Source organism: Streptomyces neyagawaensis, assembly GCF_023516595.1.
In the GTDB taxonomy this organism is placed as follows: Bacteria; Actinomycetota; Actinomycetes; order Streptomycetales; family Streptomycetaceae; genus Streptomyces; species Streptomyces neyagawaensis.
Genome location: NZ_JAMGBG010000052.1, coordinates 17,046 through 31,431 on the forward strand (window position 1 = coordinate 17,046; position 14,386 = coordinate 31,431).

Consider the following 14,386-nt stretch of genomic DNA (forward strand, 5'->3'; position numbering starts at 1 on the left):
CACTACCCGCCCTGGGGCAGATCGGTGCGTGGGGCAGAGCCCAGATGTACGCCGACCCGCTTGACCAGCAGCGTCATCTCGTAGGCGACCTGCCCGATGTCGGCCTCCGCGTCGGCGAGGACGGCGAGGGCGCTGCCGTCGCCGGCGGCCGTGACGAAGAGGAAGGCCTCGTCGAGTTCGACGACGGTCTGACGGACGTTGCCCGCCTCGAAGTGGCGGCCGACGCCCTTGGCGAGGCTGTGGAAACCGGAGGAGACGGCGGCCAGGTGCTCGCTGTCCTCCCGGGTGAGTTCCTTGGAGACGCCCGTGGGCAGTCCGTCGCCGGAGAGCACGAGCGCCTTGCGGATGCTGGCGACGCGCTCCACCAGGTCGTCCAGGAGCCAGTTCAGCTCGCCGGACGTGCCGGTCGCGGTGGGCCCTACGGCCTTCGGTGCGGTCATCGACCGTCCCCCTCTGTCGTTCCTCGTGGTGCTGAGACGTCTCGGGCGTCGTCGCCCTCGGCGTTCTCCTCGCGGCCGCGCTGCCAGCCCCGCTGGAGCGAGGCCATACGGCTGCGTACTTCGTCGGCGTCGCGTTCGGCGGTGTCGGGCCGGTCGGCGCGAGCCCTCTCGCGCTCGACCCGTCGGGCGAGGCCGTCCTTCAACTGCGGGGCCAGATTGGCCTGTCGGACTCGGCGGGGCAGCGGGCTCGGAGCTGATTCTGCCTGGTCGACCGTCGCGTCCGTACGCGGGGTGGGCGCGCCCGGAACCGACCTCGGTGCCCGGGGGGCCGGGCCGTCGGCGGCGGTCGTGCGCCGCCGTTGGGGCAGTGCCGGGGGCTCGTCCCCGCCGGGCAGGGCCCCCGGGCGGTAGCCGTCGGGGAGCGGGGCGGGTGCGGGGTGGACAGGGGGTTCGGCGCGGTCGCCGCGCAGGGCGGTGAAGGGCCGGGCGTCGGTGGTCCCCGGCTCGCGGCCCTGCGGGGGCTCGTCCCCCGGTCGGCGCGGTTTCTGGCCCGTCACCGGGCGGCCGTGGGAGCTGACCAGGTGCGGTGTCCGGCGCTGCGGCAGCTGTACGGGGCCGACCGTGGGGTCGGGGTCGGTGAGGGGCGTCCGCTGTGCCTCGCCGTCGTGGGCCGTCCGAGGGTCGCCGTCGACACCGGTGAGGGGGCGGCGCGGCCTGAACAGTTCGCCGTGCTCGCCGTCGTCGCCGAGGGTGGTCGGGAAGCCGCCGAGGGGGTCCAGCTCGACCGGTGCCTCCAGCTCCACGGGGCCGTCGAGGATGGCGGCGGAGAGCCCGGGCAGCCGGACCGGCACCTGCGAGAGGGCGGCGTTGCGCTCCTCCTCCAGCTGGGCCTCACGGGTGGGGTGGGCGCGGTCGAGGCGGAAGCCGATGCCGTTGGTGTCGGGGACGTCGTCGGTGAGGAGGGCGTCGGGGATGAAGACCACGGCCGTGGTGCCGCCGTACGGCGAGGGCTGCAGGGAGACGCGGACCTTCTGCCGCTGGGCGAGCCGGCTGACCACGAAGAGGCCGAGCCGGTCGGTGTCGGACAGTTCGAAGTCGGGGGTCTCGGCGAGCTTCAGGTTGGCGTCGAGGAGCGCCTCGGCGGCCATACCGAGGCCCCGGTCGTGGATCTCCAGGGTGAAGCCGTTGGCGACGCGCTCGCCGAGGACCTGGACCGCGGTGTGCGGCGGGGAGAACACCGTGGCGTTCTCGAGGAGTTCGGCGACGAGATGGGTGAGGTCGGCGACGGCGGGGCCGGTGACGGCGACCCGCGGCAGCCGGCGGACCTCGATGCGCTCGTAGTCCTCGACCTCGGCGACGGCGGCACGGACGACGTCCATGAGCTGGATGGGCTTGCGCCACTGCCGGGAGGGGGCGGCGCCGGAGAGGATGACCAGGCCCTCGGCGTGCCGGCGCATACGGGTGGTCAGGTGGTCGAGGCGGAACAGGTCCGCGAGTTCCTCGGTGTCGTCGGTCCGCCGCTCCATGGTGTCGAGGAGGGTGAGCTGCTTGTGGAGCAGGACCTGGCTGCGGCGGGCGAGGTTGACGAAGACCTCGGAGATGCCGCTGCGCAGCTCGGACTGCTTGACGGCGGCCTCGACGGCGGCCCGCTGGAGGGTGTTGAGGGCTTGGCTGACCTCGCCGATCTCGTTCCTGTCGTACTCCAGGCGGGGCACTTCGGTCTCGACGTCGACCTGTTCGCCCGCGGCGAGCCGGCGCATCACGCTGGGCAGGCGCACGTCGGCCGTCTCGTGGGCCTCCTGGCGCAGTCGGCGCAGGTCGCGGATGAGGACGCGGCCGATGCGGACGGACATGAACAGCGACACCAGGAGGGCGAAGAGACCGAGGACTCCGGCGACGACGGCCTTGAGGATGACGCCGGTGGCCAGGGGGCGCACCCGGTCCTGGTAGCGGTCGCCCGCCTCGATGCTGAGGTCGCGGAGGTCGGAGAGCACGGGTTCCACCGCGCTGTCCCAGCTCTTGGCGCTGACGCCCGCCCGCTGGCCGGCGGTGGAGCCGATGACGTCCTGCTCGACCGAGCGCAGCGGCGCGGTGTTGGCGTTGCGCCAGTAGCCGGCGAATTGGTTGCGCTCGGAGGAGGGCAGCAGCGGCAGGGTGATGTCGTACAGCAGGGTCCGCTGGGCGACGAGGTCGGAGAAGTCGCGGATCTCGTCACGGTTGATCCGGCCGGCGACGAGGACGGAGCTGAACAGGGCGTCCTCGCGGGAGAGGAGCTCACGGGCGCGCCCGAGGTTGACGAGGGCGCGGCCCTGCTTGTCCATCTCCACGTTGTCCAGCGCGGGAAGATTGGACAGGAGGGCGAAGCAGGGGTCGACCAACTCGTTGTAGAAGTTGAGGCCCTGGGTGACGGTGACGGTGCCGTCGTCGACGCCCGTGCGCAGGGCCGGGAGGCCGTCGAGTGCGTTCAGGATGGTGGTGAGCCGCAGCGCGGTGGACTCGCCCATCTCGTCCCGCAGTTCCGCGTTCGTGGCGTGGTCTCGGAACTCCGCGACGGCCTTGTCGGTGGCTTTGCGGCTGCGTTCGAGTGCCTCGGCGGCGTCGGAGCCGCGCGGATCGGCGAGGAGGACGAGGGTCTCGCGGCGTTCCTGCTGGAGGACGCGGATGGTGTCCTCGGTGGGGAAGCCGATCTCCTCGACGATGTCGGCCACTCGGAAGAGGTCGCTCGCCGCGCGCCCCGTCAGCACCGTGGCGAACGCCCAGACGCTGGTGAGGGCGATCAGGGGCACGAGCAACAGCGCCACGATCTTCCGGCGGATCGATTTCCCGCGAAAGCGCATGGCCTCCCCCAGCTCAACCCCCGCCGGCCCGGGGGCACACATGTGCGTCAACAAACGGCGTGAGCCTACTACCGACACGGGGGTATCTCGAAGAACCGTCGGAACCCATAAGCGGCCCACGGCGAACCAGACATGGGGAGTTGTCCGTTCATTGGGGGAGATTGCCTCCCCCTGTCGGGCAGTTGAACCCATGGCATCCCGTCGGAGAAGTTGGCCGGTTGGCCGGATTTTTGCGTTCCTTGGGAATCTTTCGGCGTTCCTCGATCGTCTTTCTGTACGGGAATGGGGTGCGGAAGGGGCGACAGGCCCCGCAAGCCGTTCCCGGGTGGCGTAATTCGGAGGAAGTCGGGCACCAGAGGGGGGCCGGGTCTCGTGATCCGGGAGCTCTTGGTCCACCGGCGGTGGGGAGTGACAAGTTGATGGGCACGGCAGAGCGGCACGTGGCGCTCGAGAACGACACGGTGACACCACAGGCGGCGGCACAGGCCGTTCGGGCTTCCGAGCGGGGCCCCGGGGCGGGCGAGGGTGTCGCGGTGAAGGAGAGGAAGCCCGCCGCCAGGGACGAAGAGCGCATGCATGAGCGGGCGTTGTGGATCGAGGAGCCGGCGCGCAGGCGCCGACTGCCCGACCCGGTGCGGACGGCGGCGGTGCGCGCGGTCCTCATCATCGCGGTGACACTGATCCAGGCGATGGTGGCCGTGCTGTGCACCCTGGCCGGTTCCTGGCTGGCCTTCCCGATGGTCCTGAGCAGCGTCGCCAGCACGATCGCGGCGACCTGGGGCGTGCTGGACGTCTGGGTGACCCGGCAGGTGTGGAGCCAGCGCAACGGCGTGGTGTCGGCCCCCAGCAGCACCGCGCGTGCGCTGCGGCGCGAGCGGCGGCGGGCCCGCCGTGAGGCGCGCGCGGCGGAGCGTACGCAGGCACGCATACGCCGTCGGGGCGGCGCCGGCCAGCTCTCGCACCCGTAAGGGGCGCGCGGCCGTCTCCTCGTTCCTCCTGGCGCTCCGTGCGGGCCCCGTGCGGTGTCCTCTTGGGCTCCTTGCGGTGCGCCTTCCGGGGACCCCCTTCGGTGCCTCGCGTGCTCCTTGCGATGTGCCTTCCGGGGGTCCCTTTCGGTGCTCCAGCACGGGTTCCTTCTGGCGCTCTTTCCGACCGGACGTGTCAACCGTCACATTTGGCCGCACGGTCGGCATAGAACGCGCTCTTCCGGTTAGGCGCTCAGCCGCAAGGGCGTCTGCACGGCGCTGACCAGGAGGAACGAGAGACATGCCCGAACTTTTCATCGGCGGAGCATGGCGTGGCGCGCTCGACGGGCGGACCCGTGAGATCCGCTGTCCCGCCGACGGCAGCCTGGTCGCCGTCGTCGACGAGGCAGGCCGCGAGGACACCGTGGAGGCGATCGCCGCCGCGCGTCGCGCCTTCGACGAGGGCCCGTGGCCCACGACCCCGGCGGCCGAGCGGGGCGCCCTGCTGCTGCGGGTCGCCGACCTGCTCGTACGTGACAAGGACGCGCTCGCCCGCGCCGAGTCGCTCGACACCGGCAAACGGCTGGTGGAGAGCGAGTACGACATGGACGACATCGCGAACTGCTTCCGCTACTTCGGTCACGCGGCCACCGCCGAGACGGGCCGGGTCGTGGACACCGGGCAGGACGGCGTCGACAGCCGGGTCGTGTACGAGCCGGTCGGGGTGTGCGCGCTGATCACCCCGTGGAACTACCCGCTCCTCCAGACGGCCTGGAAGGTAGCCCCGGCGCTCGCGGCCGGCAACACCTTCGTGCTGAAGCCCAGCGAACTGACCCCGCACACCGCGATCCATCTGATGCGGCTGCTGGAGGAGGCCGGGCTGCCGCCGGGCACGGCGAACCTGATCCTCGGCGCCGGCCCCGAGGCGGGCGCCCCGCTCTCCGACCATCCGGACGTCGACCTCGTCTCGTTCACGGGCGGCCTCCAGACCGGTCGGCGGTTGATGGCCAACGCCGCCGCGAGCGTGAAGAAGGTCGCGCTGGAGCTCGGCGGCAAGAACCCGAACATCGTCTTCGCCGACGCCGACTTCGACACCGCCGTCGACATGGCCCTCACCGCCGTCTTCCTGCACTCGGGCCAGGTGTGCTCCGCCGGCGCCCGACTGCTGGTCGAGGACGCGCTGCACGACCGGTTCGTCGACGAACTCGTGCGCCGGGCGGAGCGGATCCGACTGGGCGGTCCGTTCGACGAGCGGGCGCAGACCGGGCCGCTGATCTCGGCGGCACACCGCACGAAGGTCGAGGAGTACGTCGCCAAGGGCGTCGCGGAGGGCGCGGTCCTGCGCTGTGGCGGCGAGCGGCCCACGGGTAAGGCGTACGACCAGGGCTTCTACTATCCGCCGACCGTCCTGGACGAGTGCGTGAGCACGATGTCCGTGGTCCAGGACGAGTCGTTCGGCCCCGTACTGACCGTGGAGCGGTTCAGCGACGAGGCGGAGGCCGTACGGCTCGCCAACGACACGATCTACGGCCTGGCCGGCGCCGTCTGGACGACGAACGAGGCCAGGGCCCGGCGGGTGGCAGCCCGGCTGCGGCTCGGCACGGTGTGGATCAACGACTACCACCCGTACGTCCCGCAGGCGGAGTGGGGCGGTTACAAGCAGTCCGGCTTCGGCCGTGAACTCGGGCCCGCGGGGCTCGCCGAGTACCGCGAGGCCAAGCACATCTGGCGCAACACGGATCCGGCACCGCAGGGTTGGTTCGCGTAACTCCCTTGTGACAAGCGGGACTTGAGGCTTAGGTATGACTCCTCTTCCGGGTCCCGCGGATGCGGTTCCCCCTCTTTGCCCGTGCCCATGGGCACCTCACCCCGGCCCCCGTTCCGGCATCCGACCCGGCACCCGTAAGAGCCGCTCCCCCTTTCCCCGAGGCCCCCCAGGAGTCCGCTCATGACGACCATCGAGCAACCGACCGGACCACAGAAATCGAACGACGACGCCGAACTCGCCGAGTTCGGCTACAAACCCGAACTCAAGCGCACCCTCGGCAACTTCCACACCTTCGCCGCCGGGATCAGCTACATCTCGATCCTCACCGGCACCTTCCAGCTGTTCTACTTCGGCTACAGCAGCGGAGGCCCCGCCTACTGGTGGTCGTGGCCCATGGTGTTCGTCGGCCAGTTCATGGTCGCGCTCTGCTTCGCCGAACTGGCGGCGCGCTACCCGGTGGCGGGCTCCGTCTACAACTGGTCGAAGAAGATAGGCAATCCGCATCTGGGCTGGCTCGCCGGCTGGATGATGCTGACCGCGTCGATCGTGTCCATCGCGGCGGTGGCCCTCGCCTACCAGCTGACGCTGCCGCAGATCTCCGATGTGTTCCAGTTCGTCGGGGACGGCACCGGCACCTATGACGTGGCGACCAACGCGGTCATCCTGGCCGCGGTGTTGATCCTGTTCACCACGCTGGTCAACGCCTTCGGCGTGAAGCTGATGGCCACGATCAACACGGCGGGTGTGTTCATCGAGTTGATCGCCACCGTGGTACTGATCGCACTGTTCGCGGTGCACATCACGCGCGGCCCGCAGGTCGTCCTGGAGACGAACGGCACCGGCGAGGGGTACGGCGGCGCCGGGTACCTGGGCGCGTTCCTCGTGGCCTCGCTGGCGTCGGCGTACGTCATGTACGGCTTCGACACGGCCGCCTCGCTCGGTGAGGAGTCGCTGGACCCGTCCCGGAACGCGCCGCGCGCCATCATCCGGGCGATCGTCGCCTCCTTCGTCCTCGGCGGTCTGATCCTGCTGCTGGCGCTGATGAGCGTCTCCAGCCTGAAGGGCGAGAAGCTGTCCACGGACGGTCTGCAGTACGTGGTGCTCGACGTGCTCGGCCCGACGGCCGGCAAGGCGATGCTCTGGTGCGTGCTGATCGCGGTCACGGTGTGCGCGCTCGCCGTGCACACGGCGGCGATCCGCCTGGCCTTCGCGATGGCCCGCGACAACAACCTGCCCGCGTCCTCGCTGCTGGCCAAGGTCAGCCCGCGCTTCCAGACCCCGGTCCTCCCGGCCGTGATCATCGGCGTGCTGGCCCTCTCGATCCTGGTCGTGAACATCCGCCAGCCGCAGATCTTCACCGTGGTGACCAGCATCGGCATCATCATGATCTACCTCGCCTACCTCGGCGTCACCGTGCCGATGCTGGTGGCGCGGCTGCGCGGCAAGTGGCAGCCGGCGGGCGACGGCAGGTTCTCCCTGGGCCGCTGGGGCGTCCTCGTCAACGCCCTCGCCGTCCTGTGGGGCGCGGGCATGACCCTCAACCTGATCTGGCCCCGGGCCTCCGTATACAACGCGACCGAGCCGTTCCACTGGTACCTGCGCTGGGGCGCGGTCCTCTTCGTCGGGCTCATCGCGGGCGGCGGCTTCGCCTACTACTGGTTCGTCCAGCGCCACAAGACCGGGGTGCTCGCCGAGCACGCCATGACCGCCACCGGAACCATCGCCGAGCCGTCCGGGCCGACGACGCCCCCCGCCCCGCCCATCGCCTCCCCGGCGGCCGACTGACCGACCCCGGTCACGGACGGACCAGGTCACGGACGGCCCAGGTCACGAGCGGGCCAGGTCACGAGCGGGCCAGGTCACGAGCGGACCGGGCCACCGACAGGGCCCCGCTCCCCGGGACCGGACACAGCACGCAACGCGCGGTCCCCGGCGCCGATCCGCCGGGGACGCCTGCAACGCAAGGAGGACAACTCCCCATGAGCCCAGAAGAGTTCGACTACGTCGTGGTCGGCGGCGGCACCGCGGGAAACGTGGTGGCGGCCCGGCTGTCCGAGGACCCGTCGGTCACGGTGTGCGTCCTGGAGGCGGGCCCCAGCGACGTCGGCGACGACGCCGTCCTGAGACTGGAACGCTGGATGGGCCTGCTGGAGTCCGGCTACGACTGGGACTACCCCGTCGAGCCGCAGACCAGCGGCAACAGCTTCATGCGGCACGCCCGCGCGAAGGTCCTCGGCGGCTGCTCCTCCCACAACTCCTGCATCGCCTTCTGGGCCCCCGCGGAGGATCTGGACGACTGGGCGGCGGCCGGCTGTACGGGCTGGTCCGCGGCCGACCTCTTCCCGCTCTACCAGCGGCTGGAGAACAACGACGCCCCCGGTGACCACCACGGCCGCAGCGGCCCGGTGAAACTCCGCACGATCAAGAGCGACGACCCGTGCGGGAACGCCCTGCTGGAGGCGTGCGTCCAGGCCGGCATCCCGACGACGCCCTTCAATTCCGGTACGACGGTGGTCCGGGGCGCCAACTGGTTCCAGATCAACTCCGACGAGAACAACATCCGGCAGTCCTCCTCGGTGGCGTATCTGCACCCGATCATGGGCAAGCGGCCCAACCTGGAGGTCCGCACGGGCGTCCGCGCCAAGAAGCTGGTGCTGGAGGGGCGGCGCTGCGTCGGTGCCGAGTACCTCGACCCGGACCAGATCCACACCCGTACCGTCCGGGCCCGGCGCGAGGTCATCGTCTCCTGCGGCTCCATCGACACGCCGAAGCTCCTGATGCTCTCCGGCATCGGGCCCGCAGAGCACCTGCGCGAGGTGGGCGTGGACGTGGTCGTCGACTCGGCGGGCGTCGGCGAGAACCTCCAGGACCACCCCGAGGGCGTCATCATGTGGGAGGCGGCGCAGCCGATGACCACCACGTCCAGCCAGTGGTGGGAGGCGGGCATCTTCTACGACACCGAGCCCGGCCTGGACCGCCCCGACCTGATGTTCCACTACGGGTCCGTGCCGTTCGACATGAACACCGCCCGGCACGGCTACCCCACGACCGAGAACGCGTTCTGTCTGACGCCGAACGTGACACGGGCCAAGTCGCGCGGCACGGTGCGGCTGCGGACCCGCGACTACCGGGACAAGCCGAAGGTCGACCCGCGGTACTTCACCCACGAGCACGACGTGCGGGTGATGACGTACGGGCTGCGGCTGGCCCGGCGGATCGCCGCGCAGCCGGCGCTGGGCGGATGGGCGGGGGCCGAGCTGGCGCCCGGCCCCGACGTACAGACCGACGACGAGTTGTTCGACTACATCCGCAAGACGCACAACACCGTCTACCACCCGGCCTGCACCGTGAAGATGGGCGCGGACGACGACCCCTCGGCACCGCTCGACGCGCGGCTGCGGGTCAAGGGGGTCGAGGGGGTGCGGGTGGCCGACGGGTCGGTGATGCCGGACCTGGTGACGGTCAATCCGTGCATCACGACGATGATGATCGGCGAGAAGTGCGCGGACCTTTTGAAGGCCGACGCCTGAGGGGCGGGGTGCCTGGGGGCGCGCGGCGACTGCGGGTCCGTCGTGGTCGGTCGCGCGGTTCCCCGCGCCCCTGTGAGGGGCTGCGCCCCTCCCTGGGCGCGGCCCCCGTCAGGCGGGGTTCGGAGCGGGGCGCTTGTACATCCTCGTCGCCGTGATCTCGCTGTGTACCGACTCTCCCGCCCGGGGCTGCTGCGGCAGTCCCGGGCGGAGGTGTTCCTCGACGCTGATGTACTTCAGGCCGGCGCGGAGGTCGGCGTCGTTGCGGAGGCGGATGACCAGGGGGAACTCGGCCAGGGCGGTCGTGTCGAAGAGACCGGTCGTGTAGAGGAGCTGGACGCCGAGGGCGTCCGACACCGCCCGCTGCAGCTCCAGCAGGTACGTCGCGTTGGCCCGGCCGATGGGGTTGTCGAGGAACAGGGTGCCGGCGTGGCGGTGCCTGTCGCGGCCCCGGTCGTTGCTGCGGAGCGCGGCCATCGTGCAGTACAGGGCGATGGCGGCGGTGAGCAGCTGGCCGCCGGAGAAGACGTCGCCCATCTGTCCCACGGGGACGCGCTCGGCGCGGAGCACGGCGTCGGGCTTGAGGATCTCGACGGCGACGCCCTTCGGCTGGAGGGCCGCGCTGACGCCGCGCAACAGCAGGGACATGCCGTCGCGCCGCATGTCGGAGTTCTTCTTGACGGCCGCGCGGGTCGCTTCGTCGACGACCTCGCCGAGCCGCTCGGTGAGCGTCGCCTGATCGGGTTCCTCGAAGCGGATGCGGAGGAACTCCTGGCCGGACCACTCCCCCAGGCCCTCGGGGAGCCTGGACAGCCGCTGGGCCGAGCGCAGGGTGGCGAGCGCCGACTCCACGAGTCCCCGTAGCCGGTCCACGATCGAGTCGCGGTTTCGCTCCAGCTGCGCCAGCTCGTCGGTGAGGACCCGCAGCCGGGGCGCGAAGGCGTCCGCCCACTTCTGGGCGTGCTCGGGCAGCGCGGAGGCGGGCAGCTCACGGATCTGCTGCCGCGCCGGGGTGCGCACCTGCTCATAGCGGGTGGAGTTGGCATGCCGTACGAGGATGTCGCTCGCCTCGCGCACCGCGCCCTCGGCGGCGGAGAGGTCGGCGGCGCAGCCGCGCAGGGAGCGGCGGGCCTCGGCGGCGGCCTTGCGCGACTCTTCGAGGCCGCCCGGGTAGGGCTCGGGTTCCTCCTGGTCGTCGTCCGGGGTGTGGTCGCGCAGGAGGTCCCGGAGCAGGGCGGCGGTCTCGTCGAAGCCGCCTGCCGCGTCCTCGGCGGCGCGGTGGGCCGCCAGCAGCTCCGCGTGGGCCTCGCGGGCCTGGGCCAGCGCCTCGGTACGGGAGGCGAGTTCGGTGGTGGCGGTGCGCAGCAGGGCCTGGGCGTGGTCGGCGTCGCGCGGGACCATCTCCTCGGGCAGCTCCGTGTGGGCCTCGCCGTCCTCGGGGGCGTGCCGTTCGGCCTCGCCGCGCAGCCGTCCGAGCTGTTCGCTCGCCGTCGACATACGGGTCTCCAGCAGCTGCACCAGCTCCTCGGCGCGGGCCGACGCGGCCTGCCGGGAGGGGCCGTCGGAGCCGTCGGGCGACTGGAGGAGCTGCTCGGCGCGGTTGCGGACCTTGTTGCTGAGCCGGTCCAGTTCCGCGCGGGCGGCGCTCTCGTCGCTCTCGGCCCGGGCCTGCTCGGCGCGCAGGTCGGCGCCCACGCCGACCTTCTCGTACACCTGGGAGGCGGCGCGGTAGGCCTCGCGGAGGGCGGCGAGGGGCTGCTTGGGCGCGTCGGTGTCCGCTTCCGGTACGTCGTCGGGGGCGCCCGCGATCTCCGCGCGCTCGGCGCGCAGCGCGCGTGCCGTACGGCGGGCGTCGTCGGCGGCACGCTGGGTGGCGCGGCGGTCCTCGTCGGCGGCGCGGGCCCGCTCCAGGCAGACCTGGGCGCGGGCCTCGGACTCGGCGGCCTCGTCGGCGAGTTCACGGAGCTTGACCTGCCAGCCGGCGCGTTCACGCAGCCGGAAGGCGAGTCCGGCGAGGGCATCGGCGGCGCGCCGGGCCTTCTGCGCGGCCTCCTGCCGTTCGTCCCGCACCTGGGCGGCCTCGGCCGCCGCCTCCTCGGCCTCCGCCCGCACGGTCCGGGCCTCTGCCAGCTCCGCCTCGGCCTCCTCGGCGAACGCGCGGGTCTCCGCCGCGGACGTGGCCAGCTCGGTGAGCCGGCCCGCCGGGCAGCCGGTGCGCCAGGAGGCTAGTCGCGCCGCGAGTTCCCGGTCCTTGCCGAGGCGTGCCGCGAGGGCCCGGATCTCCTCGTCGCGCTCGGTGGCGCGGGCGCGCAGTGCCTGGCGCTCCTCGTCGGCGGCGCGCTCGTCGTGCATGGCCGGGTTCGGCGGGACGAGGAACACCTCGGACGAGGCCCCGTGGCCCGCGTCCAGGGGCGGTGTGGGCGCGAGCAGGGCGGCGGCCGTGCCGACGGCGACGGCGGACCGCGGGAGGAGGGCCGCGTCGCTGAGCGCCGCGCGGGCGCGGACGTGCGAGTCGGGGTCGGTGATGATGACGCCGTCGACCAGCTCCGGGCGCGCGGCGAGCACGCGCGCGTGGTCGGCGGGGTCCACGGCCTGGGCGAGGTACCGCCAGCCGGGCAGGGCGGGGATGCCGTGCTCGCCGAGGAACTCGACGGTGGCCAGGACGTCGGGGCCGGGCGGCAGCAGTCCGCCGTCGCCGAGGGCACCGAGGATGCGGGAGTCGTCGGCCGCGGCGGTGCGCAGCTCGAAGAGGGTGCGCTCGGCGGAGGACACGTTCTCGTCGAGCAGCTCACGCAGCTCGTCCGCGAAGCGGTCCAGTTCCTCGGGGGTGAGGGGGCCCTCGGCCGGGGAACCGGAGGTGTCGGCACCGTCGGCCGCCGGTCCCGTCCGCTCCGGCTCGGCGGGCCTCGCGGCGGCCACGCCGCCGGGGCCGTCGCCTGCGGTGCGGGGTACGGGCACCCCGGCCCGGCTCTTGCGGGCGGCGCCCGGCAGGCTCAGCAGTTCGGCGAGGCGCTCCTCCGCCGCGAGGGCCTCGGCGGTGCGCCGCTCCCCGTCGTACGCGCGCTCGGCGGCGACGGCGGCGTCGGCGGCGCGGGCGGCCGTCAGCTCCGCGCGGGCCTCGGCGGAGGCCGCCTCCCTGGCGTGCTCGGAGGCGCGTCGTGAGGCCTCCCGGGCGGTGTCCCAGGCGGCGACGGCGGTCTTCTCGGCGTCGCTGGCGGCGAGGGCGGCCCGGGCCGGATCGGCGTCGGGCGCACTGTCGTCGAGCCAGCCGGCCCGGACCGCCTCGGCGGTCTCCTGCTCGACCTCGCTGAGCCGCTGCTTCAGGTGCCCGATCTCGCTGCGGGCGCGCTGCGCCTCGGTGGCGGCGGCGGTGGAGTCCCGGTGGGCGGTCTCGCCGAGCTCCTGGAGGGCCGCCGACCGCTCCTCGCCCTCGTTGGCGAGGTTCTCGGCGCTCTCGGCGGCCGCGTGCAGGGCCCGTACGAGGTCGACGGCGGCCTTGGCGCGGGCGGCGAGCGCGGGGGCCGCGTCCCGCTCGGCCTCCTGGATGGCGGCGGCCACGCGCGCGACGCGGTCGGCGGCGGCGCGGTGCCGGAGCACGGCCTCGGCGGCCTGCCAGGCGGAGTGCAGGGTCCGCGCGTCGGCCAGTTCCCGTTTCTGGGCGGCGGCCGACTTCTCGGCGGCGGCCAGCGCGAGGGAGGCGTGCCGGTAGGCGAGTTCCGCCGCGATCAGCGCGCTGCGCTCGCGGGCGCCCTCGGCGTGGGTGACCGCGTACGCGGCGGCCGTGACCCGCTGGGCCAGATCGGTGCCCCTGACCCGTTCCCGGGTGGCCCTGGCGGAGAGTCGCCGGGCCAGGGTGCGGGTCCGCCGCTCGGCGGCCGTGTGGATGTCACGCGCCCGTGACCGTGCCTCGGCGGCCTCCACGATCCGGCCGAGCAGGTCCACGGAACCGGCGGTGAAGTCGCGTTCGGCGATCAGCTCGGCCCGGCGTCCGAGCTTGTTGCCGAAACCGCCGACGAGGTCGGCGAGCCCGTCGGTGTCCCGGGTGTCCGTGACCGCGCGGAGCAGCAGGTCGGTGAAGTCGGAGTCCTTCTTCACCGCGAACAGGCCGGCGGCCTCGCCCTCGTCGGCGTTCATCTCCCGCTGGTAGCGGAAGAGTTCGGGGTCGAGGCCGAGGTCGGTCAGATGCTCGTTCCAGCGGTCGTGGATCTCCTCCCAGTGCACTTCGAGGTGCGGATACGCCTTGCCCGCCTCGGTGAGGGCGTCCCGGAACCCCTTCATGGTCCGCCGCCGCCCCTGCGCGCCGGAGGCGCCCTCGACGGGCGGCCGTACGGCGGTGGACTCGGCGACGGGGAGGTTGTCGAGGCTGAGGCCGGGGCCGGGCCGGAAGGAGTACCAGGCCTCGGCGAACTTGCGGGGGTCGTTGGAGACCTGGCGTCCGCGCCACTCGCTCACCTTGCCCACGACGACGCACTCACCGGTGAGGGTGTGCTGCCACTCCAACGCGACGTGTCCGCAGTCGTCGGCGAGCAGGAACTTGCGCAGCACGCCCGAGCTGGCGCCGCCGAGGGTGTTGCGGTGCCCCGGCAGCATCACCGAGAAGATCAGCTTGAGCAGGACCGACTTGCCGCCGCCGTTCTCCAGGAAGAGCACGCCCGCGGGTGCGGGCCGGCGCGGCGGCCCGGTGGGCTCCTCCTCGAAGAACTCCGCCTGCTGCGGCGCGGGGTCGGGCACCGGCTCGCCGACACCCCTCAGGTCCAGCACGGTGTCGGCGTAGCGCGCACCGGCCGGCCCGATGGAGTAGAGGCGGACCCGGGACAGCTCGTACATGGTGGGGGACTTTCGCGGTCGT

At 72.6% G+C, this 14,386-nt stretch carries 7 protein-coding genes; 4 read left to right on the forward strand and 3 right to left on the reverse strand.

Going from position 1 to position 14,386, the window contains the following annotated elements; all coding sequences use genetic code 11:
* Positions 1-2 precede the first annotated feature (2 nt).
* On the reverse strand, positions 3-440 hold the full coding sequence (locus tag M8J73_RS22900; RefSeq protein WP_055541243.1) for a roadblock/LC7 domain-containing protein: 438 nt from the start codon (positions 438-440) through the stop codon (positions 3-5).
* Positions 437-3,277, reverse strand: coding sequence for a sensor histidine kinase (locus tag M8J73_RS22905; RefSeq protein ID WP_055541242.1), 2,841 nt, complete (start codon positions 3,275-3,277; stop codon positions 437-439). The genes M8J73_RS22900 and M8J73_RS22905 overlap by 4 nt, the downstream gene beginning before the upstream one ends.
* A gap of 419 nt (positions 3,278-3,696) precedes the next feature.
* On the opposite strand from M8J73_RS22905, the gene M8J73_RS22910 reads away from it, so the two are divergent.
* The 4 genes from M8J73_RS22910 (at position 3,697) to M8J73_RS22925 (ending at position 9,540) form a co-directional block, all read left to right on the forward strand.
* The gene (locus M8J73_RS22910; RefSeq protein WP_055541241.1) at positions 3,697-4,245 is read left to right on the forward strand and encodes a hypothetical protein; all 549 of its coding nucleotides are present in this window, start codon (positions 3,697-3,699) and stop codon (positions 4,243-4,245) included.
* 298 nt (positions 4,246-4,543) lie between these two features.
* The gene (locus tag M8J73_RS22915) at positions 4,544-6,010 is read left to right on the forward strand and encodes an aldehyde dehydrogenase family protein (RefSeq protein ID WP_249829002.1); all 1,467 of its coding nucleotides are present in this window, start codon (positions 4,544-4,546) and stop codon (positions 6,008-6,010) included.
* A 180-nt stretch (positions 6,011-6,190) separates the two neighbouring features.
* Positions 6,191-7,795 carry an APC family permease gene (locus tag M8J73_RS22920; RefSeq protein ID WP_055540881.1) on the forward strand — a complete coding sequence of 535 codons (1,605 nt, stop codon included), beginning with the start codon at positions 6,191-6,193 and terminating at the stop codon, positions 7,793-7,795.
* A gap of 194 nt (positions 7,796-7,989) precedes the next feature.
* A complete protein-coding gene (locus M8J73_RS22925; RefSeq protein ID WP_055540882.1) occupies positions 7,990-9,540 on the forward strand; it encodes a GMC family oxidoreductase in 1,551 nt (516 codons plus the stop codon).
* Between the two features lie 108 nt (positions 9,541-9,648).
* On the opposite strand, the gene M8J73_RS22930 is transcribed toward M8J73_RS22925, so the two are convergent.
* A complete protein-coding gene (locus tag M8J73_RS22930) occupies positions 9,649-14,364 on the reverse strand; it encodes a hypothetical protein (RefSeq protein WP_055540883.1) in 4,716 nt (1,571 codons plus the stop codon).
* Positions 14,365-14,386 lie beyond the last annotated feature (22 nt).

What these genes read in the sequence shown, in the direction of transcription:
- M8J73_RS22900 (WP_055541243.1), bottom strand. Translation starts at nt 440, where the DNA reads ATGACCGCACCGAAGGCCGTAGGGCCCACCGCGACCGGCACGTCCGGC.
- M8J73_RS22905 (WP_055541242.1), bottom strand. Translation starts at nt 3,277, where the DNA reads ATGCGCTTTCGCGGGAAATCGATCCGCCGGAAGATCGTGGCGCTGTTG.
- M8J73_RS22910 (WP_055541241.1), top strand. Translation starts at nt 3,697, where the DNA reads ATGGGCACGGCAGAGCGGCACGTGGCGCTCGAGAACGACACGGTGACA.
- M8J73_RS22915 (WP_249829002.1), top strand. Translation starts at nt 4,544, where the DNA reads ATGCCCGAACTTTTCATCGGCGGAGCATGGCGTGGCGCGCTCGACGGG.
- M8J73_RS22920 (WP_055540881.1), top strand. Translation starts at nt 6,191, where the DNA reads ATGACGACCATCGAGCAACCGACCGGACCACAGAAATCGAACGACGAC.
- M8J73_RS22925 (WP_055540882.1), top strand. Translation starts at nt 7,990, where the DNA reads ATGAGCCCAGAAGAGTTCGACTACGTCGTGGTCGGCGGCGGCACCGCG.
- M8J73_RS22930 (WP_055540883.1), bottom strand. Translation starts at nt 14,364, where the DNA reads ATGTACGAGCTGTCCCGGGTCCGCCTCTACTCCATCGGGCCGGCCGGT.